Source organism: Nonomuraea sp. NPDC048916 (assembly GCF_040649575.1).
GTDB lineage: Bacteria > Actinomycetota > Actinomycetes > Streptosporangiales > Streptosporangiaceae > Nonomuraea.
Genome location: NZ_JBEZFS010000003.1, coordinates 225509 through 251147, shown reverse-complemented (window position 1 = coordinate 251147; position 25639 = coordinate 225509). Strand labels below are relative to the sequence as shown.

The following is a 25639-nucleotide window of genomic DNA, read 5'->3' as shown; positions in this document are numbered from 1 at the left end:
TCCAGGCCGGTGACGGGTCTGGTGCCCGGGGATCAGGACGGGGTGGCGACGGGTTCGTCGTCGGCCGTCACGGTGAGGGTGGCGGTGCGCTCCTCACCGTTGCGCAGGTATTTGACGGTGATCTGGGAGCCGGGCGCCTTGCTGCGGACCAGCGCGATGAGCTCGTTGCCGTCCTGCAGGCGGAGCCCGTCGATCTCGACCAGGATGTCGCCCTCTTTGAGACCCGCCTTGGCCGCCGGCCCGTTGGCGTCGACCGGCTGCCTGCCGTCGACCCGGTCCGTGGTGATGCGGACGCCCTCGCCCTTGTAGTCGCGATCGAGGACGATGCCGATCTTGGGGCGCTTGGCCTTGCCGGTCGTGACGAGCTCCTCGGCGACGCGGCGGGCCTGGTTGACCGGGATCGCGAAGCCGAGGCCGATGCTGCCGCTCTGGCTGCCGAGAGAACGGCTCAGGGTGGCGATCGCGGAGTTGACCCCCACGACCTCGCCCTTGCCGTTGACCAGCGGGCCACCCGAGTTGCCGGGGTTGATGGCGGCGTCGGTCTGGATGGCGCTGATGTAGGCGGGCTCCTCGGCGGAGGTGCCGCTCTCGTCGCCCGCGATGACCGGGCGGTTGAGGGAGCTGACGATGCCCGTGGTGACCGTGCCGGACAGGCCCAGGGGCGAGCCGACCGCGATGACCGGGTCGCCGACGACCACCTGGTCGGAGTTGCCGAGGGTGATCTCGGGGGTGCCGAACGTCTCCTCCGGCTTGACCACCGCCAGGTCGGAGCCCGGGTCGCGGCCCACGATGCGGGCGGTCGTGGTCTTGCGGTTGTTGAACATGATCCGGATCTCGCCGCCCTTGGCGGCCATGGCGACCACGTGGTTGTTGGTGACCACGTACCCGTTCTTGATCAGGAAGCCGGAGCCGGTCGCGCCCTCGGTGTTGCTGCCGTTGCCGACCTCCAGCGAGACGACGCTGGGCAGCACGCGCGACGCCACGCCGGCCACCGAGTCGGGGGCCCTGTTGACGGCGCCGCTGGGAGCGGGACCGAGGCTGTAGGAGGGGTCGGTGCCGTTGCCGGACCTGGTCAGCAGGTAGGTGCCGACGCTGCCGAGCGTGGAGGCCACCAGGGCGATGACGACCGCCAGGACGACCATCAGGCCGACGCTCGGGCCGCGCCTGGCCGTGGCCGCGCCCGGCGGCCCGGGAGGCGGCGCCCATCCCGGCCCCATCCCGAGCGCACTGCGCGGGGGTGGCGGAGGCACTTCGCCACCGTAGGGGGGCGGGCCGGCCGAGGTGCCGAAGAAGGGGCTCTCGTAGGCGCGGGTGGGCTGCGGGCCCGACGGGTCGCCGAAGCCCCCCTGAGCGTGTTGCGGGCCGGACGGGTCACCGAAGGAAGCCTGGGTGGGCTGCGGACCGGACGGGTCGCCGTAGGGCGCGCGAGCCCCCGGATCGTCACCGTAGGAGGCGGCGCCGTAGGGCCGCTCGGGCGGCCCGAGCGGCCCGGGGATCTCCGTGCCGGCGGAACGGCCTGACGGATCGCTCCAGAGACCGAACGAGGTCGTCTCGGCTCCCCAACCGGGCTGCTCCGGGTGCTCATCAGCGGGCAGGAACTCCGGTCGCCCCTGTGAGCCGGGGAAGTCCGACGGTGTGCGTCCTTCGGTGGGGCGCGTCTCGTCGGTCATCTAACTCTCACCACTCCTTGCTCGGACACCGCAATCCTGGCGCGATCGGCATACGAGGGTCGTAAAGCAATTGTCAAGGATGCCCCCGAAAAATGGGTACACCTGACAAAACCCGAACCCAGATCGTATGCCCCCGTCACCGCCGACTACGCCAATTGAGTATCCCAGCTAACAGGCCCCAGGTCAGGGTGTGGGCATCGGCGGCGTGGTGACCTGCGGAGTCGCGGGCCGGTGCTGGTTGAAGAGCTCGGCCGGCGGGGTGGGATGGCCCTGCCCCACTCCCGAGGCGGCGAAGAAGGTGCCGAGCGCGACGGCCGCGGAGACCACGCCGACCGCGACGTACGTCGACCGCCGCCTAGCCCCACGGCCAGGGCCGGAAGCGCCGCTGGTCGCGTCTCTGCGCGGGCGGTTGTCCGGCGGGGCGATGCTGTAGGGGCCCGGGATGGGCACCCCGCCGAACGTCCGGGTAGGGAAAGGCCGCTCCCGGGGCGGAAGCGGGCCACCCGGCTCCGACATCCGCAGCAGTGACATGGTGAGGTCGGCCGGCATGACCATGTCGTCGAGCGACCGCAGACGCGACTTCAGCGCCCGCATCGACTCGACCTCGCGTCTGCACTCAGCGCAGAAGGTCAGATGGGCCAGGGCCCGCTCGCGTTCGGTGTGGTTGAGCTCACCGTCCACAAGCGCGGATACACGTTCTCCAAGATGCGACATATCAGACTTCCTCCCCACGGGTCCCCGACGGGAATGCTGGCGGGGGGAGTTGTGAATTACGGGGTGCCCGGTGATCGAGCGCCTCCCGCAACTGCGCCCGACCACGATGGATACGGCTCCGGACAGTGCCCAGCTTGACGCCGAGCGTGGCCGCGATCTCCTCGTACGACAGGCCTTCGATGTCGCACAGCACGATCGCGGCCCGGAAGTCGGGCGTGAGCGCGTCGAGCGCGGCCTGGATGTCAGGCTCGAAGTGGGCGTCGTCGAAGGCCTGCGCCGGTGACGGCTCGCGACCGCGCAGCCGTTCGGCGGCGTCGTCGCCGAGCCCCTCGAACCGGATGCGTTGCTTGCGCCGCGCCATGTCGAGGAACAGATTGGTGGTGATCCGGTGCAGCCAGCCCTCGAACGTGCCGGGCGTGTAACTCGACAGCGATCTGAAGACCCGGACGAAGACCTCCTGGGTGAGGTCCTCGGCATCATGGACATTGCCGGTCAGCCGGTACGCCAGTCGATACACACGGGCGGAGTGAATCCGCACCACTTCCTCCCAGGTGGGAGGCGTCCAATCAGACACGGGAGCATCGGCCTGGTGGTCGCTATCGTCCACCAGCACTCCTCTCTCTGGGACCACCGCTACCGCCATAGTGCCTGGTTTCGTCCCTTCGTGCGTACTGCCTGCCTTCCGGACCGGCAAAGCCCGTTTAAACCTGCAACGCCGGAGGGCGCTCCTGAGTTCCCGTCCCGGCGTGTCTCCCCTAGGCTGCGACCGGTGACCAATCGCACGAAAGTGGGGGGAGGAGGCCGATGACCAGTCCGGTAGAGGCCACTCTGGCCTATGCGGAGCAGTTCCATCACGAGGATGAGATCCTGCACGCGGCGCGGCAGCGCGGGCTGGAGATGGGTGCCGTGCCCATCCTTCCCGGAGGCGGGGCGGCGCTCTGCTTCCTGGCCACGGCGGTCAACGCCAAGTCCGTCGTCGAGATCGGCACCGGCTGCGGCGTCTCCGGCCTCTGGCTGCTCCGGGGCATGCGCCCCGACGGCACGCTGACCAGCGTCGACGTGGAGCCCGAGCACCAGCGGCTGGCCAGGCAGGCGTTCGCGGAGGCCGGGTTCTCCGGGGGTCGCGTGCGGCTCATCGCGGGCCGCGCGCTCGACGTGCTGCCCAGGCTCTCCGACGGCGGCTACGACCTGGTCTTCGCCGACGGGGCCAAGCAGGAGTACGCCGACTACCTGGCCGAGGCCGTCCGGCTGCTGCGCGTCGGCGGCATCGTCGCCTTCGACAACGTCCTCTGGCACAACCGCGTCGCCGACCCGTCGCAGCGCGACCCCGACACGGTCGCCCTGCGCGAGCTGGGCAAGCTCGTACAGGGCGACGACCGGCTCCGCTCGCTGCTGATGCCGCTCGGCGACGGCCTGCTCGCCGCCGTCAAGATCGCCGACTAGCGGCCCGTACGCCCGCCGGTCACGGCCGGGTGAGCCACTCCAGCAGCACCCGCACCCCGAACCCGGTCGCACCCTTGCTGAGGACGCCCTCGTCGACGGTGCTGCGCCCCACACCCGCGATGTCGAGGTGGGCCCACGGCCGCTTGCCCGCGAACTCCCGCAGGAACAGCGCCGCCGTGATGGACCCCGCCCCGAAGGTGGAGCCGGCCTCGACGTTGGACAGGTCGGCGAGCGACGACTCCAGCGCCGGCGCGTAGTCGTCGATCAGTGGCATGCGCCACAGCCGGTCGTCGCTGACCTGCCCCGCGTCCACGAGCTGCCGGGCCAGGGTGTCGTCGGTGGAGTAGACGGCCCCGACGTTGCGGCCGAGCGCGACGGTGATGGCACCGGTGAGCGTGGCGACGTCGACGACCATGTCGGGGTCGAGCTCGGCGTCGGCGTAGGCGAGCGCGTCGGCCAGCACCAGCCGGCCCTCGGCATCGGTGTTGAGCACCTCGACCGTGCGCCCGCCGTAGTGCGTGATGACGTCGCTGGGCCGCTGGGCGGTGCCGGAGGGCATGTTCTCGGCGGCGGCGATCAGGCCGGTGACTCGTACGGGCGCGCCCAGGGAGGCCAGCGCGCCCAGGACGGCGATCACCACGGCGCCGCCCGCCATGTCGGTCTTCTGGGTCTTCATGTTCTCGGTCGGCTTGAGCGACAGGCCACCCGAGTCGAACGTGATGCCCTTGCCCACGAGCACCACGTGACGGTCGGCGGGCTCGGCCGGAGTGTAGGAGAGCTGGATGAGCCGGGGCGGGCTGACCGATCCCCGGCCGACGGCCAGGATGCCGCCGAAACCGCCCGCCTGCAGCTGCTCCTCGTCCCAGATCCGCGCGGGCACCCCCTGCTCGGCGGCGCGCTCGGCGAGCCAGGCGGGGTTCTTGACGGACGAGGGGGTGTTGGCCAGGTCTCGGGCGAGCGCCACGGCCTGGGCGACGCTCCGGGCCCGACGTACGGACGGCTCGTCGGCGCCGACGAGCTTCAGCGCGCGGACGGGCGCCTTGCCCGGCGCGCCGATGCGGAAGGAGTAGGCGGCGAGCAGCGCGGCCTCCGTGAACGCGGCGGCGTCGCCGTCGGGCACCACCACGACCAGCTCCGCGCGCCCCTTGACCTTGCGGGTGAGGGCCGCCGCGGCCTTGCGCAGCGCGTGCGGCGAGCCGTCGCCGACGCCGTAGAGCAGCACCCGGCCGACGCCGCCCTGGCGCGCCACGGGAACCTCCACGATCTCGCCCGGCTCGCCCTTGGCCTCGTAGTGCGCCAGCAGGTCGGCCACCGGCATCGGCAGGTCGAGCGCGCGGGAAGGGGTCAGGTCATGAGAGTAGGGGACGGCCAGCAGCTCGGCGGCTGCGGGAAGGTCGGTGACCACCGACGCAGTGGTCTCAATGGGCACGGAAACATTCTCCTCGAACGTCAGCGACCCTGGCGCGGAACGCCAGGGCCGTGGGTCAGGTTGTCTCGGGAGCTCTCAGCCGACGACGTTCTTCAACGCCTCACCGAGCGCCTTTGCCTCGTCGGCGGAAATCTCCACGACGAGCCGGCCGCCACCCTCCAGAGGGACCCGCATGACTATGCCGCGCCCTTCCTTGGTGACCTCGAGCGGACCATCGCCGGTCCGCGGCTTCATCGCCGCCATGCGTGCATCCCTTCCTGCCTTGGGCTCCCGCGGCCCGCGATTTCGACCGCCCGTTAGGGAGGGCGGCGCATTCACGTCTTCTGTGATGTCCTATTCTCCCGCATCGAGAGCCCTCATGGGTAACGATCTCCTCCCAGAATGCGTTGTCCATGGTGGCCAAGGCGGCCAAACTGGACCTCGTGCATGCTCGCGCCGCCCTCTTCGACCTCTACGGAGACCACCTGCGCACGCGTGGCGGGCAGGCGTCCGTGGCCGCTCTCGTACGCCTGATGAAGCCCCTGGAAATCGCCCCTCCAGCCGTGCGAACGGCCGTCTCACGGATGGTCAGGCAGGGCTGGCTGCGGCCGGTCAGGCTGCCGCAGGGCGCCGGCTACGGGCTCACTCCCAAGTGCGTCAGGCGGCTGGACGAGGCCGCACTGAGAATTTACCGAGCCGGAACACCGAGCTGGCACGGCCGCTGGCACCTGATCGTCCTCGAGCCCGTGAGGGACCGGCCGCGCAGAGACCGGCTCAGGGCCGACCTCACCTTCCTCGGTTACGCCTCGCTGTCGGAGACCACCTGGATCGGCCCGCGCTCCTCGCTCGAACTGGACAACCTCCTCGACAGCGAGGGGGTGCGCGCCGACAGGTTCGACGCGGCCCTGGAGGGCGACTCTCACGAGCTGGTGGCCCGGGCGTGGGACCTGACGGCCATCGGCGAGGCGTACGAGCACTGGCTGTCGGAGGCTGTCACGCTGATCGGGGCGCTCCCTCGTGGGGCCCCCGCCGATCAGGTCTTCGCGACCAGGAGCAGACTGGTGCACGGGTGGCGCAACTTCTTGTTCCGCGACCCCGGCCTGCCCCCCGAGCTGTTGCCCCCCGCTTGGCCGGGGGAGAAGGCCAGATCCTACTTCGAGCAGGAGGCCGCCCGCCTGCTGCCCGCCGCAGCCGCGTTCGTCGACAGGGAGTTATCGTGATCCGCTATGACGTGACCGACGCCGTCGCCACCATCACCCTCGACCGGCCCGATGCGATGAACTCGCTGACGGCCGAGGTGAAGGCCGCGTTGCTGGAGGCGCTGCGCCGTGCGGCGGATGACCCAGAGGTCCGGGCGGTGCTGCTGACGGGCTCGGGCCGGGCCTTCTGCGCCGGCCAGGACCTACGCGAGCACGGCGCCAACCTGGAGTCCGGCCGCGGCCTGGCCAACACCGTGCGCGAGCACTACAACCCGATCGTCGAGCTGATCACCACCATGGCCAAGCCGGTGGTGGCCGCCGTCAACGGCGTCGCCGCCGGCGCGGGCGCCGCGCTGGCCTTCGCCTGCGACCTGCGGGTGGCCTCGGAGAAGGCCAAGTTCGCGATGGCGTTCGCGGGGATCGGCCTGGCTCCCGACTCCGGCTCCTCCTGGACCCTGCAGCGCCTCGTGGGCGCCGGGCGGGCGGCCGAGCTGATGCTGCTCGGCGAGGCGTTCGACGCCTCTCGCGCCCTCGAACTCGGCCTGGTCACCCGCGTGGTGCCCGCCGACGACCTGCTGAAGACCGCCCAGGAGCTGACGGTACGGCTGGCGCAGGGCCCCACCCTGGCCTACGCGGCCACCAAGCGGGCGCTGGCGTACGCGGCGTCGCACTCGCTGCCCGAAACCCTGCTCGTCGAGGCCGACCTGCAGGACGAGTGCGTCGCCACCCGCGACCACCAGGACGCGACCAAGGCTTTCCTGGCCAAGGAGCGCCCCGCTTTCCACGGCCGCTGACGGCCCCGGCCGCCTTGGCCGGAGCCGGCCCGATGCCGCAGGTCCAACGGGCCCGCCACACCGCGCCGGTCACCCCGGTGCCCGGCGCGCCGCCTCGTGACGGAGTTCAGTCGCTGACCCGCGCGACGCATCCCTCGATGTGGTCGTTGACCAGGCCGATGGCCTGCATCAGCGCATAGGCCGTGGTGGGGCCGACGAACCTGAACCCGCGCCTCTTCAGCTCCTTGGCCAGCGCCACCGAGCCGGGGGTGACGGCGGGAATGTCGGACATCGTCCTGGGCACCGGCGCGTCCGGGTCGGCGTGGCGCCACACCAGCTCGGACAGCCCGCCGGGCAGGTCGAGCGCGGCCCGCGCGTTGTTGATCGCCGCCTCCACCTTGGCGCGGTTGCGCACGATCCCCGCGTCGCCGAGGAGTCTGTCCACGTCGTACTCGGTGTAGGCGGCCACCTTCGGGATCGAGAACCCGTCGAAGGCGGCGCGGAAGTTCTCCCGTTTGCGCAGGATCGTGAGCCACGACAGCCCGGACTGGAACGCCTCCAGCGACACCCGTTCGAAGACGCGGTCGTCACCCCGGACCGGCCGGCCCCACTCGTCGTCGTGGTAGGCGAGGTAGAGCGGGTCGGCCATGCCCGCCCAGGCACAACGGACCACCTCGGTCACGACCGCTCGTCCCCTTCGCCGCGCGACGCCTCATCACCCGGAACGGCGCCCCGGGAATCACCGGCGTCGCCGTTCCGCGCACCAGACCCGCTCACATCGGGCACACCACCCTCGGCCGGAGCCTCCGGCACATCAACTCGGGTATCCCACGGGCCAGCCGCGCCGTCCGGCACCTCGTCGGCCGGAGAATCCGGCACGTCAGCCGGGACGCCCGACAGGCCGACGGAGACGTGCGGCGCGTTGTCGGCCGGGACGCCCGACAGGCCAGCCGGGGCGTCCGGGACGCCCGACAAACCAGCCGACGTGTCAGGGGGGGCGAACGGGGAGGTGGGCTCGGGTGTGGCGGTCGCGTCGCCGTTGCGGGCCGGCCGCTCGGGGCCGGCGGCGAACGGCGCGAGGGCGGCCGGATCGAAGGACGGCATGGGGTCGCCCGCCTCGGGCAGTCGCATCGGCGCCGCGGGCGCCTCCGGCTCGTGGTCGGTGCGCAGGCCGCCGCCAGGGGCCGCGTAGACCTCCTGGCGCGCGTGCAGCCGGCTCGACAGGAGCTCCGAGACCCGTTGCTCCAGGACGGCGATCCTGGTGTCACGGGCGCTGATCGCGCTGGCGGCCCGGCGCAGGGTCTCGTCGACGCTCTGGGTGTGATAGCCGACGAGGTTGACCGGCAGGTGCAACGCCATGAAGTCGACCGCTGTCAGCTGACCCGGCTCAGGCAGGTCGAGAGGCGGCACGTCAGGCGGGAACTCGGTCAGCTCACCGCCCCTGCCTAGGGAGACCAGCACGACGCAGGCCAGGATGGCGAGCGCGGCGATGGCGAGTATGACCAGCACATTGGCATCGTACTCATACCATCGGGGCATGAGTCCCGCACTTGTCGCGCCTGGTGCGCCTTTGGACCCCTCCTGGACTCCGGCGGGCTCGCCGGCGGAGGCGGCCGCGCTGGCGCGGGCGGGCGCGACCGTGCTGGTCACACTGCCCGCCCAGCTCGACGCGGCGCTCGCGGCGGCCGCGATCTACTGCTGGCATGGTGCGCGGGTGTTCGTCACGGAACATCCCGATCAAGTACGGCTCGCCCTGGACATGACCGAGTCGCTCGCCGGTCGCCGCCCCCCGGCCCTCACCCGTCGCGGTCTCGCCTGAAGGGTCAGTCGACGGCCTCGCTGAGCTCCTCCACCGAGGGGCGGACCGGTGCCGGCCGGCCTTCCAGGTGGGCGAAGGCGGCCTCCACCGTGGTCGTCCAGGCGATGGCGTCGAACACGTTGGCCCTGGTGAAGCCCTCGTCGTACATGCCCTCGACGAGGCGGCGCAGCGGGGTGTAGAGGCCCCAGGGGTCGAGGATGACGAGGGGACGGTCGTGGATGCCGAGAACCCGGGCCGTCCAGATCTCGAAGAGCTCCTCCAGCGTGCCGATGCCGCCGGGCAGCACGAGGAAGGCGTCGGAGCGGGCGTCCATGACGCCTTTGCGTTCGCGCATGTCGGCGGTGACGATCAGCTCGTCGGACTCGCGGTCGGCGATTTCGACGTCGACCAGGACCTGCGGGATGACGCCGATGGTGTGGCCGCCCGCCGCTCTCGCCGCTTTGGTGACGGCGCCCATGCAGGAGACGGTGGCGCCGCCGCTCACCAGGGTGTGGCCACGCCCGGCGAGCTCGGTGCCGACCTCCGTGGCCAGCGTCACGTACTTGGGGTCGATTTTCTGGCTGGAGGCGCAGTAGACGCAGACATTCACAAAGCGTCAGCCTATTGTGGTTCGGCGATCTGCGACGTGGTGGCCTGCCGGTCCTCCCGGTGCTGCTTGGAGCGGGCGCGGTCGGAGTCGACGATGACGCGTACGGCCTCTTCCACGTCGTCGGTGACGGTGATCAGGTCGAGGTCGTGGACGGCGATCTTGCCGGTGCCGAGCAGGTGCCCCTTGACCCAGTCGAGCAGCCCGCCCCAGAACTCCGTGCCCAGCAGCACCACGGGGAACGACGTGACCTTGCGCGTCTGCACCAGCGTGAGGGCCTCGAACAGCTCGTCGAGGGTGCCGAAGCCGCCGGGCAGCGCGATGAAGCCGCAGGAGTACTTCACGAACATCGTCTTGCGTACGAAGAAGTAGCGGAACTCGATGCCGAGCTCGACGTAGTCGTTCATGCGCTGCTCGAACGGCAGCTCGATGCCGAGCCCCACCGAGATGCCGCCGTCGACCTCGGTCGCGCCCCGGTTGGCCGCCTCCATGGTGCCCGGGCCGCCGCCGGTGATGACGGCGTAGCCGGCCTCGGCGAGGGTCCTGCCGAGGGCGACCCCCATCGCGTAGTCGGCGGTGTCTCTGCCCGAACGCGCTGAGCCGAAGACGGTGACCGCCCTGGGCAACTCGGCGAGCTGCCCGAACCCCTCCACGAACTCCGCCTGGATGCGCAGCACCCGCCACGGGTCCATGTGCACCCAGTCGGCGGGGCCCTGCCGGTCGAGCAGCCGCTGATCGTGGGTGGATTCGGGGACCAGCGCGCCACGGACCACGGCCTGCCCCTGACGGCGTTCGCGACGTATCTTCTCCATGCGGATCACGCTAGTCCTCTTCCCGGGCTCCCGGGTCTCGGCCGGGGGCCGTCGGCGGCGCCTGTCGCCCTGTGCGCTCACCCCGCGCGGGTCGGCGGGTGTGAGCCCCCGCAGAACATCATGGAAGGTATAACCGCAGGTGGACGCCTCGTGTCAAGGTCGCAAAAAATCTTGAAAGAAGCAGGAACCGAATTTCGACCCCCCTGCGTCTAACTGCCGAGGGTGCTGCTCGGGACTGAAAGTGGCTTTCCCCGCCAAATGGCCGGCGAGGAAAGCCACTTTCATGTTGTGAGCCAGTCGAGCATCGCCCGCTCGCTCTCCACGATCTTGGAAAGCGACACGTACTCCCCCTGCTGATGCGCCAGGTTCGGATCGCCCGGCCCGTAGTTGACGGCCGGAACCCCCAAGGTGGAGAACCTCGCCACATCGGTCCAGCCCAGTTTCGCCCGGGGCACGCCGCCCACCGCCGCGGCGAAGGCGGCGGCGACCGGATGCGTGAGACCGGGCCGGGCGGCGGGCGCCTCGTCCACGAAGCGGACCCCGAACCCGTCGAACACCTCCCGTACGTGCGCCCGCGCCTCCTCCACCGACAGGTCCGGCGCGAACCGGTAGTTGACCGTCACCACGCACGCGTCGGGGATCACGTTGCCCGCCACGCCGCCGTCGACCCGCACGGCGTTGAGGCCCTCGTGGTATTCGAGCCCGTCGACCACCGGCCGCCGCGCCTGGTAGGCGTTGAGCCTGGCCAGCACCGGCTCGATGCCGTGGATGGCGTTGACCCCGAGCCACGACCGGGCGCTGTGCGCCCGCTTGCCCGTCACCAGGATCTCGGCCCGCAGCGTGCCCTGGCAGCCCCCCTCGATCACCCCGTCGGTCGGCTCCATGAGCACCGCGAAGTCGGCCGCCAGCCAGGCGGGGTGCTCGCGGCTCACCCGGGTGAGCCCGTTGCGCTCCGCCTCGACCTCCTCACAGTCGTAGAACAGGAAGGTTACGTCGCGGTTGGGCGCGGGCACGGTGGCCGCCAGCCTGAGGGCGACCGCCACCCCCGCCTTCATGTCGGAGGTGCCGCAGCCGTAGAGCCGGTCGCCCTCGACGCGGCTCGGCAGGTTGGCGGCCACGGGCACGGTGTCGAGATGCCCGGCGATCAGCACGCGCTCGCCGAGCCCCAGCGAGGTGCGGGCCACGATGGTCTGGCCCGACCTGTCGAGCTCGAGGTGCGGCAGCGCGCCGAGTGCCCGCTCGATCTCGTCGGCCAGCGTCTTCTCGGCGCCGCTCACCGACTCGATGTCCACGATCGCCGCGGTCAGCGACCGTACGTCCTGTGTCAGGTCCAGCATCAGGTATTCGCTCCGTGTTCGCGCAGCACCTCGTTGAGGGCCGCCTTGTCGTGCCGCTGCCCCGGACCCAGGCGCTTGATCACCAGCACGCAGGGCAGGCCGAACGTGCCTCCGGGGAACTCCTTCTGGCGGGTGCCGCCGACCGCCACGCACCAGTCGGGGATCCGGCCGCGGGTCAGCTCCTCGCCCGTCAGCACGTCGATCACCGGGATCGTCGCCGACAGGATCGTGCCCGCGCCCACCACGGCGCCGCGCCCGACCCGGGCGCCCTCGACGATCATCGCGCGGCTGCCGATCAGCGCGTCGTCCTCCACCACCACCGGCACGGCGTTGGGCGGCTCCAGCACGCCGCCGATGCCCACCCCACCCGACAGGTGCACGTTGCTGCCGATCTGGGCGCAGGAGCCGACCGTGGCCCAGGTGTCGACCATCGTGCCCGCGCCGACGTAGGCCCCGATGTTCGTGAACGACGGCATCAGCACCACGCCGGGCGCCGCGTAGGAGCCCCAGCGCGCGATGGCTCCCGGGACCACGCGCACCCCGTCGAAGGTGGTCTTGAGCGGCAGCCGGTCGTGGTGCTGGAAGTCGCCCACCTGTGACCTGGCCAGGCCGAGCACCTTGAACGCGAGCAGGATCGCGCGTTTGGCCCGCTCGTCGACGACCACCTCGCCGCCCGACACCTCGGCGACCCGGGCCCTGCCGGTGTCGAGCAGGTCGATCGCGCCGACCACCACGGCACGCGCCTCGGCGTCGCTCGGCGACAGCTCCGCGCGCCGCTCCCACAGGGCGTCGACGGCCTGCGGGATCGGTGACGAGGTGCTCTGGTGACTCATGGCCACGGAGCCTATCTGGCCGGGTAGGTTTTTCAGGGTGCGCCTGCGCTTCTCCCGCGGAGTCTTCACCATCGCGGTCATCGTTCTCGTGCTCGCGGTGGGGATCTCCGTGGGTCTGTACGCGCTGCTCAAGAAAGCCAAGCCGCTGGCCGTGCCCGAGGCCTTCTGCGCCGTGCGGACCCCCGACGGGGCGCTCGGCCTCGACCTCGAGCAGGCGCAGGTGTCGGCCACCATCGCGGCCGTGGCGGCGCGGCGCAGGCTCCCCGAGCGGGCCGTGGTGATCGCCTACGCGACGGGGCTGCAGGAGTCGAAGCTCCGCAACCTCGACCACGGCGACCGCGACTCGGTCGGCGTGTTCCAGCAGCGCGAGTCGCAGGGATGGGGCCGGAAGAAACAGATCATGGACCCGGTCTACTCGACGAACAAGTTCTTCGCCGCGCTGGTCAAGGTCAAGGACTACCGCACCATCCCGCTGGCCGAGGCCGCGCAGGCGGTGCAGCGCTCGGCCGGCGGCTACGCCTACGCCCCCCACGAGACCGACGCCAAGATCCTGGCCGCGGCGTTCACCGGCCGGGTCCCCAAGGCCGTGCACTGCTGGTATCCACCGGCCAAGGGGCAGACCGCCGCGCCCGTGGCGCGCACCGGCGAGGCCCGCCGCCAGTTGGCGCGGGCGCTCGGCGACACCACCATCACCACCAAGAGGCGCGGCTGGCTGATCGCCGCGTGGTCGGTGGCCCACGCGCAGAAATACGGCCTGAGCCGGGTCGGGTTCAGCGGGGCCACCTGGTCCAACGACCTGGAGGTCGAGGGCTGGCGGTCGGGCGGCAAGGCGGGCGACCGGCGGGTCGAGCTGTCCTAGGACGCGCGGCTGACGATGTCGATCGAGCCGGGCGGGAGCGGCCGGGCGTAGCTGGCGGTCCACGACCTGCCCTGGATCCGCTCGAAGGAGAGCAGCCGCCCGTCGGAGGCGCGGTAGTCGGCGAAGTCGAGCAGCCCGCGCTCGGGGGTGCCCGTGTCGCCCTCGCACCTGAACGCGGCCGTGCCCCGCTCGATCGGGAAGAACTCGACGCCCTCCATGATCAGCATGCTCTTGGCGGGCACCATGCCCTGGGTGGGCACCTCGGTCCAGAGGAGCACCTCCAGGTGCGGCGGATCGCCCTGGGTGAGGCCCTGACGCACCTCGACCGACAGCCACTGGAAGCGGCGGGTGCGGTCGCGCAGCAGGTATTCGGTCCACTGCTGGCCCTGCCACGACATGAACATCGCGCCCAGCACGCGCGCGGGCGAGCCGTGGACGTGAATCCGGTCGCCGACCTGGATGGTCCGGGGATCGGCGTAGTCGGACCCGGCATGCCCCGCCACGCTCACCGGCGCCGGTAGCGGGGTCTCGATGGGAGCGACCTCAACCGGCGGCGCGGCTGTGCGGTCCTTCCTGTCCTGTCGCAGGGTGGCCAAGAAGGCTCCCAGCAGCAGGAGGACGGTGGCGATGCTCAGCCCGAGTACGACCATGGAGGTCATGCTCATCGATCAGCTCGCTCCACTCACGGTCTGCCTCGGCAAACGCCCTTATCAATTTATGTTTGCCCGCAATTGCGAGCCGACTATGACGGGGGATCCTACTGGAGGCGGCGCACCGCCGCACTGATCCTTTCGTCAGTGGCCGTCATGGCTATGCGGATGTGTCGCTTACCTGCCGGTCCGTAGAAATCACCTGGTGCGACCAAAATACCGATTTCGGAGAGTTTGCTTACCTGATCCCAGGCGTTTTCTCCGTTGGATGCCCAGAAGTACAGACCTGCCGTGGAATGGTCGATCCGCCAGCCCGCCCGTTCGAGCGCGGGACGCAGCCGGGCGCGCCGGGCGGCGTAGAGCTCGCGCTGCGCGTCGACGTGCTCGTCGTCTCCCAGCGCGACCGTCATCGCGGCCTGCACGGGGCCCGGCATCAGCATGCCCGCGTGCTTGCGCACATGCAGCAGCCGCCGCACCAGAGCGGGATCGCCCGTGACGAACGCCGCCCGGTATCCGGCCAGGTTGGACCGTTTTGACAGCGAGTGGACCGCGAGCAGCCCCTCGTGGGAGCCGTCGCAGACGTCGGGATGCAGGATCGAGACCGGCTGCTCCTCCCAGCCCAGCTCGATGTAGCACTCGTCGGAGGCGACGACGGTGCCGCGCTCGCGCGCCCAGGCCACCACCTTGCGCAGGTGCTCGGGTGGCAGCACCCGGCCCGTGGGATTGCCCGGGGAGTTGACCCAGACCAGGTCCACGTGCTGGGGGCCGAGCGCGAGCAGGCCGTCGGAGGCCATCGGCGCCGCCCCGGACAGCCGGGCTCCCACCTCGTAGGTGGGATAGGCCAGCTCGGGGAAGACGACCCGCTTGGCGCCGAGATAGGTCGGCAGCCAGGCGACGAACTCCTTGGAACCGATCAGCGGCAGCACGTCGCTCGCGTCGACGGTGACGTCGTGCCTGCGGCGCAGCCAGCCCGCGGCGGCCTCCCGCAGCTCCTTGGTGCCGTGGGTCAGCGGGTAGCCGGGACTGTTCGCGGCCGCGGCCAGCGTGTTCTGGACCAACTGCGGCACCGGGTCAACGGGGGTGCCGACCGAGAGGTCGACGATGCCGTCGGGATGCGCGCCGGCACGTTCCTTGTGCTGCTCCAGCCGGTCCCACGGGAAGTCGGGCAGGGTGTTCACGAGGCTCCAGGATCTCGGTGTGCGGCGGGACGCGAGGGCGGGGAAGAACCGGCCCACCGCGTCTTCCCGATGTCGCGCCGGGAAGACCCGCGGGTGGGCGGCCCCGAGGGGCGGCCCACTCCGTGTGCGACTAGTGGCCCTCGCCCTGCGGAGGCAGCGCCGCCACCACCGGGTGGTCCTTCTCGATCTTGCCGACCTTGGACGCGCCGCCGGGCGAGCCGAGGTCCTCGAAGAAGTCGACGTTGGCCCGGTAGTACTCCTTCCACTGCTCGGGAAGGTCGTCCTCGTAGAAAATGGCCTCGACGGGGCAAACTGGCTCGCACGCGCCGCAGTCCACACACTCGTCGGGGTGAATGTAAAGCATGCGCTCGCCCTCGTAGATGCAGTCGACGGGGCACTCCTCGATGCACGCCTTGTCCAGGACGTCCACGCAAGGCTGCGCGATGACGTAGGTCACCTCGAGCTCCTTCTTCTCCGCCACCATGGCATGTCTCTGACCGCGGTTTGCTACGCCCTAGTATTGCCGTGCTTGCCAACTGGCCGGAACGGAGGGTGGCAAACTCGTGGCCGCTCGCTTCGTGATCAGCATCACAGCAGCAGACGTCGGGACGCGAATCACCACGCGCAGACGCGATCCCGCGGGGTTCCGCGACGCGGTGGGCATCCTCGAAGCATGGGACGGCGGGGTGCTGAAAGTTCGTAAAAGAGATGGCACGCTGGTGGAGATCCCCGAAGAGTCGCTGGTAGCGGCCCGAGTCGTTCCCGCCGCGCCTCCTCGACCTGGGGCTTCGTAACAGTAAGTATTCAGTGCGTGACCGTACGTACCTGCGCCGCTGCCGCAGCCATCCTCGTCAGCGCCGGATGCGGCGCGTCGACCACAGAGTCCAAGCCGTTGCCTCCGGTCAACGCCAAGGCCAATTCCATGAAGGAGGGCTTCGGCAGCCTGGAACGACTCGCCGAGGCCGCCAAGCAGGAGGGCGAGCTCAACGTCATCGCCCTGCCGCGTGACTGGGTCAACTACGGCGGGATCATCGACACCTTCGCCGAGAAGTACGGCGTCAAGGTGAACGAGCTCGAGCCGGCCGCCAGCAGCCAGCGCGAGATCGACGCGGCCAGGCAGCTGAAGCCCGACGTGTTCGACCTGACTCTGGACGTGGCGGTGGCCAACGCCGGCAAGTTCGCCCCCTACAAGGTGCAGGGCTGGCAGGACCTGCCCGACGACGTCAAGGACCCGTCCGGGGCCTGGTACGCCGCCTACGGCAGTTACATGTCGATCGGCTACGACCCGCGCAGGGTGTCGGCGCCCGCCTCCTTCGCCGACCTGGCCAAGCCCGGTTACGTGGTGGCGCTCGACGGCGACCCGCTGCGGTCCATGGGCGCCTTCGAGGGCGTGATGGCGGCCTCCTTGCTGCACGGCACGCCACGCCCGCAGCGCGGGGTGGAGCTGTTCGGCAGGCTGAAGCGGGAGGGGCGGCTCACCGAGCCGGCCAAGGCCAACGTGATCGTCGGCTGGGACCACCTCAACGCCGCCCGCAGCGCCCAGGACCCCGACGCGTGGAAGGTGACGATCCCGAAGGACGCGCCGCTCGGCGCCTACCACGTCCAGGCGATCAGCAAGCACGCGCCGCATCCCGCCGCGGCCCGGCTCTGGCAGGAGTTCGTCTTCTCCGACGAGGGCCAGAACCTCCTGCAGAAGGGCTTCGCCCGGCCCGTCCGGGGTGAGGCCATGCTCATGCGGCGCACGCTCGACACCGAGCAGGCCGCCAGACTGCCCGTGGCCCCCGGGCCGCCCATCCTGCTCACGATCCCGCAGACGGACGCCGGGAAGTCCTACCTGAAGAAGGAATGGACAAAGAGCGGCGGATGAGACCGATGTGACTTGGTATGTCATAGGGACTTTCAGCCTCTAAAGTGAATGGACAGCACGGCCACGGGGGCCCGATGTCTGACGAATGTGAGCTGATCGTCTTGCGCTATGACACACCGAGCTTGGAGCGGTGGAGCAGTCGCGCCTACGACGGCAGCTTCGGCTACGTCTCCGCCCAGGGCGCCCCGCTCGTCGACCTGCTGGACCCGCGGCCAGGGGAGCGCGTGCTCGACCTCGGGTGCGGCACCGGCGTGCAGACCGCCCAGCTCGCCTCCCGCGGGGCCCGCGTGCTCGGCATCGACGGCTCCCCCGCCATGATCGAGAAGGCCCTCGCCCAGTATCCCGGCCTCGACTTCATCGTCGGCGACGGCCACGACTTCACCGTCGCCCAGGCCTACGACGCCGTCTTCTCCAACGCCGCCCTCCACTGGATGAGCCGCGACCCCGGCGCGGTCATCGCCAGCGTGCGCGAGGCGCTCACGCCCGGCGGGAGGTTCGTGGCCGAGATGGGCGGGGCCGGCAACTGCGCCGAGCTGACCGCCGCCATGCTCACGGCCTGGCGCGAATACGGGCTGCGCGAGCCCGACCTGCCGTGGTACTTCCCCACCCCCGCCGAGTACGCCAGGCGCCTGGAACGGGAAGGCTTCGTCGTGCGGCTGCTCGAATACTTCGACCGGCCCACCCCGCTCGACGAGTGCCCCGGCGGGGCCGCCGACTGGGTGCGCATGTTCGCTTCCTCGGTGCTCGAAGGGCTGCCGCCGGATATCGTCGAACCCCTGCTCCGGCGGGTCAACGAGCTGGCCGCGCCGGCGCTGCGCAGGGAGACCGGCTGGATGGCCGACTACGTACGTCTGCGCTTCGCCGCTGTACGGCGTTGATGCGTCGGTCCATGATGCGTGGGGCCGTTTTGCCAGACTATGGTCTGTTCCGTGGGCGGCGAGATTATGGCTGCACCGCTTCGGCGGAGTGAGGGGCTGGTGAACGGAACGGGATGAATTTCTGCCTGAGCGACCTCGTACCACCGTTGAGGTGGAGCGACGCGTCCACGATCACGCTCCTCACCGGGCAGCCGGATCTCCCGCCGGCCTGGTGGCGCAGCCTGCCCATGCCGCTCGTCCTCGCCGCGATCGGGCCGGAGTCGCTGGCCGAGCTCCTCACGGAGATCACGCTGGAGCACTGGCCCGCCGCCTCCGTCGGCGACGTCCTGCCCGCGCTGCACGTGCTCGACCCGGACGAGGCCGACGAGCCGCAGGTCGCGATCGCGCTCGACCGGGTGGGCTCCTGGGCCGGGCTGCTCGCCCTGACCGGCAGGGAGCTGGTCGACCAGCCGTTCATCCAGGCGCGCCCCGTGCTCACCACGCTGTTCTCCTCCGTCCTGGTACGACTCGTGCCCTCCCCCGCCGCGGCTGCTCCGCCGCCCGCCGAGTCCGGCGCCTCCGAGGCGCCCGACGCCGAGATCGTGGCACTCGCACCGGCCACCGACGAGTCGCAGCCGGTGCTCGACGCCGACGCCGAGCCCCTGGCCGAGGACGCCTCCGAGCCGCAGCTCGCGGTGGACGCCGACGCGCCCTCGGCGACCCCGCAGCGCCCCCTGGGCATCGACGGATCGCCCGAGGACCTCGGGAACGGGTCCGGCGAGGCAGCTCTGGCCGAGGGCTCCGGAGACGGGCTCGCCAACGTATTCCGCCCCCGGTTCCGCACCCTCGGCGACGAGCCCTCCCCGGCCGACCTCGCCGCCGAACCCGCCGAGCCGCACGCCGACGGCGCGCCCGTCTCACCGGAAGCGGCGGCCCGGCTTCAAGCCGAACCCCCCATCGACGAACCGGCCGAGCCACACGAGCCGGCCGAAGACGCCAGAGACGAAGCCGCCAGGGCACACCGACCGGCCGAAGACGCCGGAGACGAAGCCGCCGAGGCACACCGACCGGCCGAAGACGCCAGAGACGAAGCCGCCGAGGCACACCGACCGGCCGAAGACGCCAGAGACGAAGCCGCCAGGGCACACCGACCGGCCGAAGACGCCGGAGACGAAGCCGCCAGGGCACACCGACCGGCCGAAGACGCCGGGGACGAGGCCGCCGAGGCACTGCGACAGGACGAGCGCTTCGCGGACGAGGCGGCCGAGGCCGCGCCCGGGATGGTCGCGGACGCGGACGCCGAGGAGCGTCGGGCGGAACTGGCCGAAGGCTCGGCGCCCGAGCCGGAGGCCGCCGACGGCGCGGAGTCCGGGGGCGCCGGTGGAGGCGGCGAGGCGGGGCGGGATCTGGCCGAGCTGATCGAGGTGGCGTTCGCCGGGCTGGACGACAAGAGCTGGGCCGTGGCGCAGAACCGGGTGTTCACCGACGAGCCGTCGGCGGTGGACCAGCTGGCCAAGCTGTTCGCCGTGCCCCCCGCGGAGATCGCCGCGACCGAGACGCGGCTGAGGGCCCGCCTCGACCAGTGGCTGGCCAGTGACGAGGCGGCCCCGTACCGCGCGCATCTGGACGAGCTGCGCAGGTCGATCGGCCCGGCCGCGCCCAAGGAGCGGCTGATCGGGGCGGCGTCCTGGCACGCGAAGGAGATCCGCGCGCTGGAGGTGCCGGCCTGGCAGTTCGTGCTGGCCACGCTGCCTGCCAACCCGCCTGCCAACCCGCCGGCCGCTCTGCCGGCTCGCGCGCAGGCCGAGGAGGAGCCGGGGGTGCGGCCTGATGTGCCGTCCGCGTTCGGCCAGCCGGTGCCGGCCAACGGGGCACCGCCTCCGGCGCCGCTGTTCCAGGCGTTCGCGCCGGCCACGCCCGTGGAGGGCAACGGGGGGCCGAGCGAGGAGCCGGCGAAGCCGTACCAGCCGTTGAAGGACGTCTCCCAGACCCGGCGCTGCTTCCGCCAGCCGGACGGGCGGTGGTGGCTGCGCATCGACGTCACGGCCGAGCAGCTGGCCGGAGGCGAGTGCGCGCTGCCGACCGGGTTCGCCGCGTACCTGGGTCTGTCCCCCGGCGAGAGCCGGACGGTCAGGAGCGCGGCCGGCGAGCTGAACATGACGTGGCACGGCAGGCCGGTGCTCGAGTCCATCGAGCGGCTGCTCGTGGACGTGGGCGCGAAGGAGGGCGGTCACCTGTTCCTCACGCTGTCGGACGAGGGGGTGCTGCGGGCCAGGCACCTGCCGGTCGCCGCGCAGAGCGCCGAGAAGATCACCAAGGCGCTCCGGCTGGTCGGCTACACGGCTCCGGGCGGCACCAAGGACCAGGCCGCCAGGGTGATCGCCACCAGGATCGGCATGACCGGCCCGGTCGCCCTGCCCGACCTGCTCACCAGGCTCCGCGAACGCGGTGACCGCGACCTGCTCGTCCTGCTGGACTGAGCCGTGCCGCGGCTCGCGATCGGCCCGGAGTTCCCCAGGGAGCTCAGCGCACTGGCCCAGCCGGTGCGCAGGGACACCGTGGTCGCACTCCGCCGCTTCCTGCTCAACGTCACCGGGGGCCCGCACCCCGAGCGGGTCAGGGGCGCCCGGGACGCGCGGGTCGCCACCCTGCGGCTGGCCGAGGGGCTCCGCGGCGTCGTGGTGCGCGATCGGGACGTCTACTGGCTGCTCACGGTGCTGCCCGACCCGGAGGCCTGGTCGCACGCGCGGCGCCACCGCTACGGGATCAACCCGGTGATCGGGGTGGTCGAGGAGTGGGACGCCGAGGCGCTGGACCGGGTGGAGCCGGCGCTGCGCAGGTCGGCGGGCGCCTCGCGGCTGTTCGACCCGATCTGTGACGGCGACCTGCTCGCCCTCGGCATCGACGTGCGGGCGCTGCCTCTGGTGCGGCTCATCACCACCGAGGCCGACGTGGAGGCGCTCGAACCGCTGCTCCCGCCCACCCAGCACGCGCCGCTCGCGGTGCTGGCGCGCGGCGGGTCGCTCTCCGACGCGTGGCGGGAGCTGGACGGCTACCGCCCCTACGACGGCGAGCCCGGCCCGATCGACGGCGACGACTTCCACGCGGCGCTGCGCCGCAGCCCGGACCGGGCGGTGTTCGTCGCCGACAAGCTGGAGCTGGAGCGGGTGCTGGACTCGCCCGCCTGGTGCGTGTTCCTGTATCCGACGCAGCACCGGCTGGCCCGCGCCGCCCGCTACGACCACCCCGTGCTGGTCATCGGCGGGGCGGGCACCGGCAAGACGCTCCTCGCGCTGCACCGCGCCGCCCATCTGGCCGCGAACGGCAAGGGGCCGGTGCTGCTGGTGACCTACTCGCAGAGCCTGGGCGAGGAGCTGTCGGCCAGGCTCGACCGGTTGCTCGGCGACGAGGCGGTGCGCAAGCGGGTCGAGGTGGACAACGCCGAGCGGCTGGCCCTGCGGATCGTGGCCCACGCCGAGGGCCGGCGGCCCGTGCTGGTCGGCCCCGGGGCGCGGACCCTGGCCGAGCTGACCGACGAGGCGCTCCGGCTGCTTTCGAGAACCACGGGAGATCTACTCGACGATGTGGAGCCGGGACGCAAGCCGTACCGTCACATCATCGTGGACGAGGCTCAGGACATCAGCCCGGCGCAGTGGCGGCTGCTGCGCGCGGCGGTGCCGCGCACGCACGACGACCTGTTCATCGTGGGCGACCCGCACCAGCGCGTGACCGACACGCGCGTGGCGCTCGGCGCGGTGGGCATCCCCGCGAGCCTGCACTCGCTGTGGGTCTCGCGCCGGTTGCCGCAGGAGCTGCTCTCGTTCGGTGTCCGGCTGCGCGGCGGCGGGCCGGCGGACGGGCTGGTCAAGGGCATGTCCGGCCTGTACGGCTTCCGCGCGACGCGCAACGGCGAGCAGCCGCTGATCCGGGTCTACGACTCGGCCGAGGCGGAGCTGGCCGGGCTGGCGACGACGATCGCGTCCTGGCTGGAGGAGGGCGTGCCCGCCGGGCAGATCGCGGTGGGCGCCCGCACGCCTCAACTGGTGCGCGCGGCCAGGCAGGCTCTGGCCGATCTCGATGTCCGGGTGTCGACGTTCCAGAACCTGAAGGGGCTCGAATTCGAGCGGGTCGCCCTCATCGGCGTGGCGGAGGGTATCGTGCCCGAGACGCCACCCGTGGATCCCGGCGCCCGCGCACGACTTCTGCAGCGGGAGCGGGGCATGCTGTACGTCGCGTGCACGAGGGCGCGCTCGATGCTCTACATATCCCATTCGGGAAGAGGTAGCCCCTTTCTGTAGCTCTGATCACATACTCTGAACTGCGGATATCTTCCCTTCGCCGGTTGGACGTCAATGAACCTCAGCCTGAGTGACCTCGCGCCACCCCTGCGCTGGACCTCCCCTGGGCAGATCGCACCGATCGCGGAGGATCCCCAACTGCCCGAGGCCTGGTGGCAGGCGATCCCCCTCGACCGCGCGTGCACCATCGTGGGCACGCAGGCCGTGGCGGGCCGTCTCGCCGATCTCGCTGTCACCTGCTGGGGCCATCTGCTAGTCGGCGACATCCTGCCGCTGCTGCGTTTCTCCGACCCGGCCGAGGCGGAGCGGACACCTGAGACGCTGGGCAAGGACGTGGTGCAGAAGCTGTTCGGCGGGGTGCTCGAGCGGCTGCTCGAACCGGCGCCCGAACCCACGCCGGCCCGCCCCGACAAACCGCTGCCCGACCTGGTCGACGGGCTGTTCGCGGCGCTGGACGACCGGCAGCGGGCGATCGCGCGCGACCGGCTCTACGCGGTGCAGCGGGCCACGCTCGACGAGCTGGCGCAGCGGTTCTCGGTGACGAGGGAGCGGATCAGGCAGATCGAGCGCGACCTGCGCGACCACGTGGAGGCCTGGCTGGGCGGGCCGGAGGCGGTCGCCCTGGTCGCGCACGTCACCTGGCTGCGCGGCCGGCTGGGCTCGGCGGTGCCCGCCGACGACCTGGCGGCGGCGGTGCCGTGGCATCGCGCCGAGCTGCGCACGCTGGGCATCCCCGCCTGGCGGTTCGTGCGCACGCTGCTGACCGGGTACGAGCAGGCCGACGGCTGGCTGATCGCGGGCGGGGCCGAGGAGTTGCGGGAGAAGACGCGCCAGCTGTTCACCGACGGGCCCCGGCCGCTCGGCGAGGCCGTGGCCATGGTCACCCAGCTCGGCATCCGCGAGGACGTGGCGGAGCGGTGGATCACGGCCGTGCCGCAGCTGCGGGTGCTCGAACAGCACGTGGTGCCGTGGCCGCGCAGCATCAACGAGAAGGCCGAGGCGGTGCTGCTGGTGGCCGGGCGCCCGCTGTCGCCCGAGGAGATCCAGGAGCGCATCGGCGAGGACTACAGCCTGGTCGGCATCCGCAACCAGCTCACCGCCGACGGGCGCTTCCACCGGGTCGACCGCAACAAGTACGGCCTGACCAGGTGGGGCGGCGACGAGTACCTGGGCATCAGGGAGATGATCGCCCGGGAGATCGAACGAGCGGGCGGCGAGGCCTCGGTCAGCACCATCGTCACCAACCTCACCTCCCGCTACGACGTGAGCGAGAGCTCGGTCCGGGCCTACTCGGGCGGGCCGGGGTTCGAGCGGACCCAGCGCGGGTGGATCCGGGTGGCGGGCACCTCCCCCACCGGCGAGGCGGAGCCGTACCAGCCGCGTAAGGACGTGTCGGAGACCCGGCGCAGCTTCCGCAGCCGTGACGGGCGCTGGTGGCACCGGGTGGACGTCAACGCCGAGCACCTGCGCGGCTCGGGCTCGCCGCTGCCCACGGGGTTCGCCGCCTACCTGGGGATGGCGCCCGGCGGCCAGCTCACCGCCTCGACGCCGTCCGGTGACGTGGTGATCAGCTGGCACAACCAGCCGACGATGGGCTCGATCCGCAACGTGCTGGCCGACTTCAAGGCCGGCGAGGGCGACCACGTCTTCCTCACCGTCTCCGACGGCGGCGAGCTGCTGACCCGCTACCTGCCCGCCGCCCCGGCGGGGATGCCGCCGCTGAACCGGGCCCTCTACCTCATCGGCTACACCGCGCCGGTGACCTCCGAGCTGGAAGGGCTGCGGCTGATCGGCGCCCGGGTCGGGCTGCCCGACACGGCCTCCCGCGACGAGGTGCTGGCCCGGCTGCGCGAGCGCGGCGACCGCGACATCGTCGGCTTCCTGGGCGGATGACCCCCTGGGCGGGCTGAGGGCTAGGCTCGGAGGATGTTGCGGATCTACGACACGAGGACCAGGCAGACCGAGGAGATCGCTCCGGCGCGGGCCCTGCGGATGCACACCTGCGGGCCGACCGTCCACCGGCGCGCGCACCTCGGCGACCTGCGGTCCTACCTGCTGTCCGATCTGATCCGCCGGGTCCTGGAACGCCGTCGCGTGCGCATGGTCGTCTGTCGCGACATCACCGACGTGGGCCACCTCGCCGGTGACGCGAAGGCCCCCGGGGGCGGGATCCCCGGGCGGCCCGAGGGCCGCTCGATGACGGAGATCGCCCGCCACTACGAGGACTCCTTCGAGCGTGACACGGCCGCGCTGAACATCCGCCCGCCGGAGCACGCCCCGCGGGCCAGCGAGACGATCGAGCCCATGGTCGAGCTGATCGCCAAGCTCGTCGAGCAGGGCAACGCCTACACGGTCCCCGACGGCTCGGTCTTCTTCGACGCCGCGACCTTCCCGACCTACGGCGAGATCTCCGGCAACCGGCTCGACACCCTCGAGCCCGGTCACCGGCACGGCGACGCCGATCCGCGCAAGCGCCGCCACGCCGACTGGGCCCTGTGGAAGCCCGCCGACGGCGAGCCGGCCTGGGACACCCCGTGGGGCCGCGGCGTCCCCGGCCGCCACATCGGGTGCTCGGCCATGTCGCTGCGCTTCCTCGGCGAGCGCGTCGACATCCACACCGGCACCGTCGACCTGCGCTTCCCTCACCACGAGGACCAGCGCGCCCAGTCCGACTCGGCCGCCGGGCACGAGGTCGTCAAGCACTGGGTGCACGGCGAGCACCTGCTGTTCGACGGCCGCGAGATGGCCGGGCCGGCCGGCGACGTGGTGCTGCTGTCCGACGTGGCCGAGGCCGGGCTCGACCCGCTCGCCGTGCGGCTGGCGTTCATGGAGCAGCGCTACCGCCGGCAGGCCCGCCTCGACTGGGACACCCTGCGGGCCGCCGACCGCACCCTGCGGCGCTGGCGGGGCCGGGTGGCCGAGTGGTCGGAGTCGCCGAGCGCGCCGATGGCCGCCGACTACGTCGAGCGCGCCGAGGCCGCCTTCGACGACGACCTCGACACGCCCGCGGCGCTGCGCGTCCTGGGCGACCTCGAACGCGACGAGTCGGTGCCGCCCGGCTCCAAGTTCGAGTCGTTCCTGCACCTCGACCGCGTGCTGGCGCTCGACCTCTCGACCGAGATCGGCAGGACTCCGGTGCTGCCTCCGGGCGCGGCCGAGCTCCTCGCCCAGCGCGCCCGCGCCCGCGACTCCCACGACTGGCCCGCCGCCGACCGCCTGAGCGCCGCCCTCGCCGACGTCGGCGTTCTGGTGTCCGACACGGCCGACGGGCAGGTCTGGGTCCTCGCTGGGCGTTGACGGCCGGCCGCCGTCGCGGTGAGAGCAGTGATCGCGGAC

25 protein-coding genes are annotated in these 25639 nt (G+C 71.7%); 11 read left to right on the top strand and 14 right to left on the bottom strand.

Translation table 11 applies throughout. The annotated features are described in order from the left end of the window. Nucleotides 1-32: 32 nt before the first annotated feature. The 3 genes from AB0C16_RS04130 to sigE all read right to left on the bottom strand — a co-directional run bounded on the left by AB0C16_RS04130 (nt 33) and on the right by sigE (nt 3027). Nucleotides 33-1670: a trypsin-like peptidase domain-containing protein gene (locus AB0C16_RS04130; protein ID WP_357678649.1), complete on the bottom strand. Its 1638-nt coding sequence runs from the start codon at nt 1668-1670 to the stop codon at nt 33-35. Nucleotides 1671-1853: 183 nt separating this feature from the next. After that, nucleotides 1854-2384: a zf-HC2 domain-containing protein gene (locus AB0C16_RS04125; RefSeq protein WP_357678647.1), complete on the bottom strand. Its 531-nt coding sequence runs from the start codon at nt 2382-2384 to the stop codon at nt 1854-1856. 1 nt (nt 2385) lies between these two features. Beyond that, on the bottom strand, nt 2386-3027 hold the full coding sequence (sigE, locus tag AB0C16_RS04120; protein WP_357678645.1) for an RNA polymerase sigma factor SigE: 642 nt from the start codon (nt 3025-3027) through the stop codon (nt 2386-2388). Between the two features lie 161 nt (nt 3028-3188). Here sigE and AB0C16_RS04115 point away from each other — a divergent pair, with 161 nt between their 5' ends. Beyond that, a complete protein-coding gene (locus AB0C16_RS04115; protein WP_357678643.1) occupies nt 3189-3827 on the top strand; it encodes an O-methyltransferase in 639 nt (212 codons plus the stop codon). A 19-nt stretch (nt 3828-3846) separates the two neighbouring features. On the opposite strand, the gene AB0C16_RS04110 is transcribed toward AB0C16_RS04115, so the two are convergent. Continuing rightward, nucleotides 3847-5256, bottom strand: coding sequence for a leucyl aminopeptidase (locus tag AB0C16_RS04110; RefSeq protein WP_357678641.1), 1410 nt, complete (start codon nt 5254-5256; stop codon nt 3847-3849). Between the two features lie 75 nt (nt 5257-5331). After that, nucleotides 5332-5499 carry a DUF3117 domain-containing protein gene (locus tag AB0C16_RS04105; protein ID WP_020545024.1) on the bottom strand — a complete coding sequence of 56 codons (168 nt, stop codon included), beginning with the start codon at nt 5497-5499 and terminating at the stop codon, nt 5332-5334. 149 nt (nt 5500-5648) lie between these two features. On the opposite strand from AB0C16_RS04105, the gene AB0C16_RS04100 reads away from it, so the two are divergent. Together AB0C16_RS04100 and AB0C16_RS04095 are read left to right on the top strand one after the other, a co-directional pair. Next, complete coding sequence (locus AB0C16_RS04100; RefSeq protein WP_357678639.1) at nt 5649-6455, top strand: PaaX family transcriptional regulator C-terminal domain-containing protein; 807 nt, start codon at nt 5649-5651, stop codon at nt 6453-6455. Beyond that, entirely contained in the window at nt 6452-7228 is a 777-nt protein-coding gene (locus AB0C16_RS04095) for an enoyl-CoA hydratase-related protein (protein WP_357678637.1), read from the top strand. Before AB0C16_RS04100 ends, AB0C16_RS04095 begins: the two co-directional genes overlap by 4 nt. 106 nt (nt 7229-7334) lie before the next feature. Here AB0C16_RS04095 and AB0C16_RS04090 read toward each other — a convergent pair whose 3' ends face one another. Beyond that, nucleotides 7335-7889: a DNA-3-methyladenine glycosylase I gene (locus tag AB0C16_RS04090; RefSeq protein WP_357678635.1), complete on the bottom strand. Its 555-nt coding sequence runs from the start codon at nt 7887-7889 to the stop codon at nt 7335-7337. Continuing rightward, nucleotides 7886-8716 (bottom strand): hypothetical protein, encoded by an 831-nt coding sequence (locus tag AB0C16_RS04085; protein WP_357678633.1) that lies wholly within the window; start codon nt 8714-8716, stop codon nt 7886-7888. Before AB0C16_RS04085 ends, AB0C16_RS04090 begins: the two co-directional genes overlap by 4 nt. Nucleotides 8717-8744: 28 nt before the next feature. Between AB0C16_RS04085 and AB0C16_RS04080 the strand changes: the two genes are divergently transcribed. Further along, a complete protein-coding gene (locus tag AB0C16_RS04080; RefSeq protein WP_357678631.1) occupies nt 8745-9026 on the top strand; it encodes a hypothetical protein in 282 nt (93 codons plus the stop codon). 4 nt (nt 9027-9030) lie between these two features. On the opposite strand, the gene AB0C16_RS04075 is transcribed toward AB0C16_RS04080, so the two are convergent. The 4 genes from AB0C16_RS04075 to AB0C16_RS04060 all read right to left on the bottom strand — a co-directional run bounded on the left by AB0C16_RS04075 (nt 9031) and on the right by AB0C16_RS04060 (nt 12594). Further along, nucleotides 9031-9615: a TIGR00730 family Rossman fold protein gene (locus AB0C16_RS04075; protein ID WP_357678629.1), complete on the bottom strand. Its 585-nt coding sequence runs from the start codon at nt 9613-9615 to the stop codon at nt 9031-9033. Nucleotides 9616-9626: 11 nt separating this feature from the next. Then, nucleotides 9627-10424: a TIGR00730 family Rossman fold protein gene (locus AB0C16_RS04070; RefSeq protein WP_357678627.1), complete on the bottom strand. Its 798-nt coding sequence runs from the start codon at nt 10422-10424 to the stop codon at nt 9627-9629. A 281-nt stretch (nt 10425-10705) separates the two neighbouring features. Next, nucleotides 10706-11761 (bottom strand): succinyl-diaminopimelate desuccinylase, encoded by a 1056-nt coding sequence (dapE, locus tag AB0C16_RS04065; RefSeq protein ID WP_357678625.1) that lies wholly within the window; start codon nt 11759-11761, stop codon nt 10706-10708. Further along, complete coding sequence (locus tag AB0C16_RS04060; protein WP_357678623.1) at nt 11761-12594, bottom strand: 2,3,4,5-tetrahydropyridine-2,6-dicarboxylate N-succinyltransferase; 834 nt, start codon at nt 12592-12594, stop codon at nt 11761-11763. The genes dapE and AB0C16_RS04060 overlap by 1 nt, the downstream gene beginning before the upstream one ends. Nucleotides 12595-12631: 37 nt before the next feature. On the opposite strand from AB0C16_RS04060, the gene AB0C16_RS04055 reads away from it, so the two are divergent. Next, a complete protein-coding gene (locus tag AB0C16_RS04055; RefSeq protein ID WP_357678621.1) occupies nt 12632-13453 on the top strand; it encodes a hypothetical protein in 822 nt (273 codons plus the stop codon). Here the strand turns inward: AB0C16_RS04055 and AB0C16_RS04050 are convergent. The 3 genes from AB0C16_RS04050 to fdxA all read right to left on the bottom strand — a co-directional run bounded on the left by AB0C16_RS04050 (nt 13450) and on the right by fdxA (nt 15738). Beyond that, nucleotides 13450-14118: a DUF4178 domain-containing protein gene (locus AB0C16_RS04050; RefSeq protein WP_357678619.1), complete on the bottom strand. Its 669-nt coding sequence runs from the start codon at nt 14116-14118 to the stop codon at nt 13450-13452. The two genes, AB0C16_RS04055 and AB0C16_RS04050, sit on opposite strands and share 4 nt — an antisense overlap. 92 nt (nt 14119-14210) lie before the next feature. Next, nucleotides 14211-15281, bottom strand: coding sequence for a succinyldiaminopimelate transaminase (gene dapC, locus AB0C16_RS04045; RefSeq protein ID WP_357678618.1), 1071 nt, complete (start codon nt 15279-15281; stop codon nt 14211-14213). Nucleotides 15282-15411: 130 nt separating this feature from the next. Further along, a complete protein-coding gene (gene fdxA, locus AB0C16_RS04040; RefSeq protein WP_189124213.1) occupies nt 15412-15738 on the bottom strand; it encodes a ferredoxin in 327 nt (108 codons plus the stop codon). A gap of 354 nt (nt 15739-16092) precedes the next feature. Between fdxA and AB0C16_RS04035 the strand changes: the two genes are divergently transcribed. The 6 genes from AB0C16_RS04035 to AB0C16_RS04010 all read left to right on the top strand — a co-directional run bounded on the left by AB0C16_RS04035 (nt 16093) and on the right by AB0C16_RS04010 (nt 25600). Beyond that, on the top strand, nt 16093-17148 hold the full coding sequence (locus AB0C16_RS04035) for an ABC transporter substrate-binding protein (RefSeq protein ID WP_357678616.1): 1056 nt from the start codon (nt 16093-16095) through the stop codon (nt 17146-17148). Between the two features lie 74 nt (nt 17149-17222). After that, a complete protein-coding gene (locus AB0C16_RS04030) occupies nt 17223-18026 on the top strand; it encodes a methyltransferase domain-containing protein (RefSeq protein WP_357678614.1) in 804 nt (267 codons plus the stop codon). 146 nt (nt 18027-18172) lie between these two features. After that, nucleotides 18173-20485, top strand: a complete 2313-nt coding sequence (locus tag AB0C16_RS04025) for a hypothetical protein (protein WP_357678612.1) — start codon at nt 18173-18175, stop codon at nt 20483-20485. Nucleotides 20486-20488: 3 nt separating this feature from the next. Next, a complete protein-coding gene (locus tag AB0C16_RS04020; protein ID WP_357678610.1) occupies nt 20489-22303 on the top strand; it encodes a UvrD-helicase domain-containing protein in 1815 nt (604 codons plus the stop codon). Between the two features lie 54 nt (nt 22304-22357). Continuing rightward, the gene (locus tag AB0C16_RS04015; RefSeq protein WP_357678608.1) at nt 22358-24196 is read left to right on the top strand and encodes a sigma factor-like helix-turn-helix DNA-binding protein; all 1839 of its coding nucleotides are present in this window, start codon (nt 22358-22360) and stop codon (nt 24194-24196) included. A gap of 33 nt (nt 24197-24229) precedes the next feature. Further along, a complete protein-coding gene (locus tag AB0C16_RS04010; protein WP_357678606.1) occupies nt 24230-25600 on the top strand; it encodes a cysteine--tRNA ligase in 1371 nt (456 codons plus the stop codon). Nucleotides 25601-25639: the final 39 nt, after the last annotated feature.

Coding starts and splice junctions, on each gene's coding strand:
- AB0C16_RS04130 (WP_357678649.1), bottom strand. CDS start 1,670: ATGACCGACGAGACGCGCCCCACCGAAGGACGCACACCGTCGGACTTC.
- AB0C16_RS04125 (WP_357678647.1), bottom strand. CDS start 2,384: ATGTCGCATCTTGGAGAACGTGTATCCGCGCTTGTGGACGGTGAGCTC.
- sigE (WP_357678645.1), bottom strand. CDS start 3,027: ATGGCGGTAGCGGTGGTCCCAGAGAGAGGAGTGCTGGTGGACGATAGC.
- AB0C16_RS04115 (WP_357678643.1), top strand. CDS start 3,189: ATGACCAGTCCGGTAGAGGCCACTCTGGCCTATGCGGAGCAGTTCCAT.
- AB0C16_RS04105 (WP_020545024.1), bottom strand. CDS start 5,499: ATGGCGGCGATGAAGCCGCGGACCGGCGATGGTCCGCTCGAGGTCACC.
- AB0C16_RS04100 (WP_357678639.1), top strand. CDS start 5,649: ATGGTGGCCAAGGCGGCCAAACTGGACCTCGTGCATGCTCGCGCCGCC.
- AB0C16_RS04080 (WP_357678631.1), top strand. CDS start 8,745: ATGAGTCCCGCACTTGTCGCGCCTGGTGCGCCTTTGGACCCCTCCTGG.
- AB0C16_RS04070 (WP_357678627.1), bottom strand. CDS start 10,424: ATGGAGAAGATACGTCGCGAACGCCGTCAGGGGCAGGCCGTGGTCCGT.
- dapE (WP_357678625.1), bottom strand. CDS start 11,761: ATGCTGGACCTGACACAGGACGTACGGTCGCTGACCGCGGCGATCGTG.
- AB0C16_RS04060 (WP_357678623.1), bottom strand. CDS start 12,594: ATGAGTCACCAGAGCACCTCGTCACCGATCCCGCAGGCCGTCGACGCC.
- AB0C16_RS04050 (WP_357678619.1), bottom strand. CDS start 14,118: ATGAGCATGACCTCCATGGTCGTACTCGGGCTGAGCATCGCCACCGTC.
- AB0C16_RS04030 (WP_357678614.1), top strand. CDS start 17,223: ATGTCTGACGAATGTGAGCTGATCGTCTTGCGCTATGACACACCGAGC.
- AB0C16_RS04015 (WP_357678608.1), top strand. CDS start 22,358: ATGAACCTCAGCCTGAGTGACCTCGCGCCACCCCTGCGCTGGACCTCC.
- AB0C16_RS04010 (WP_357678606.1), top strand. CDS start 24,230: ATGTTGCGGATCTACGACACGAGGACCAGGCAGACCGAGGAGATCGCT.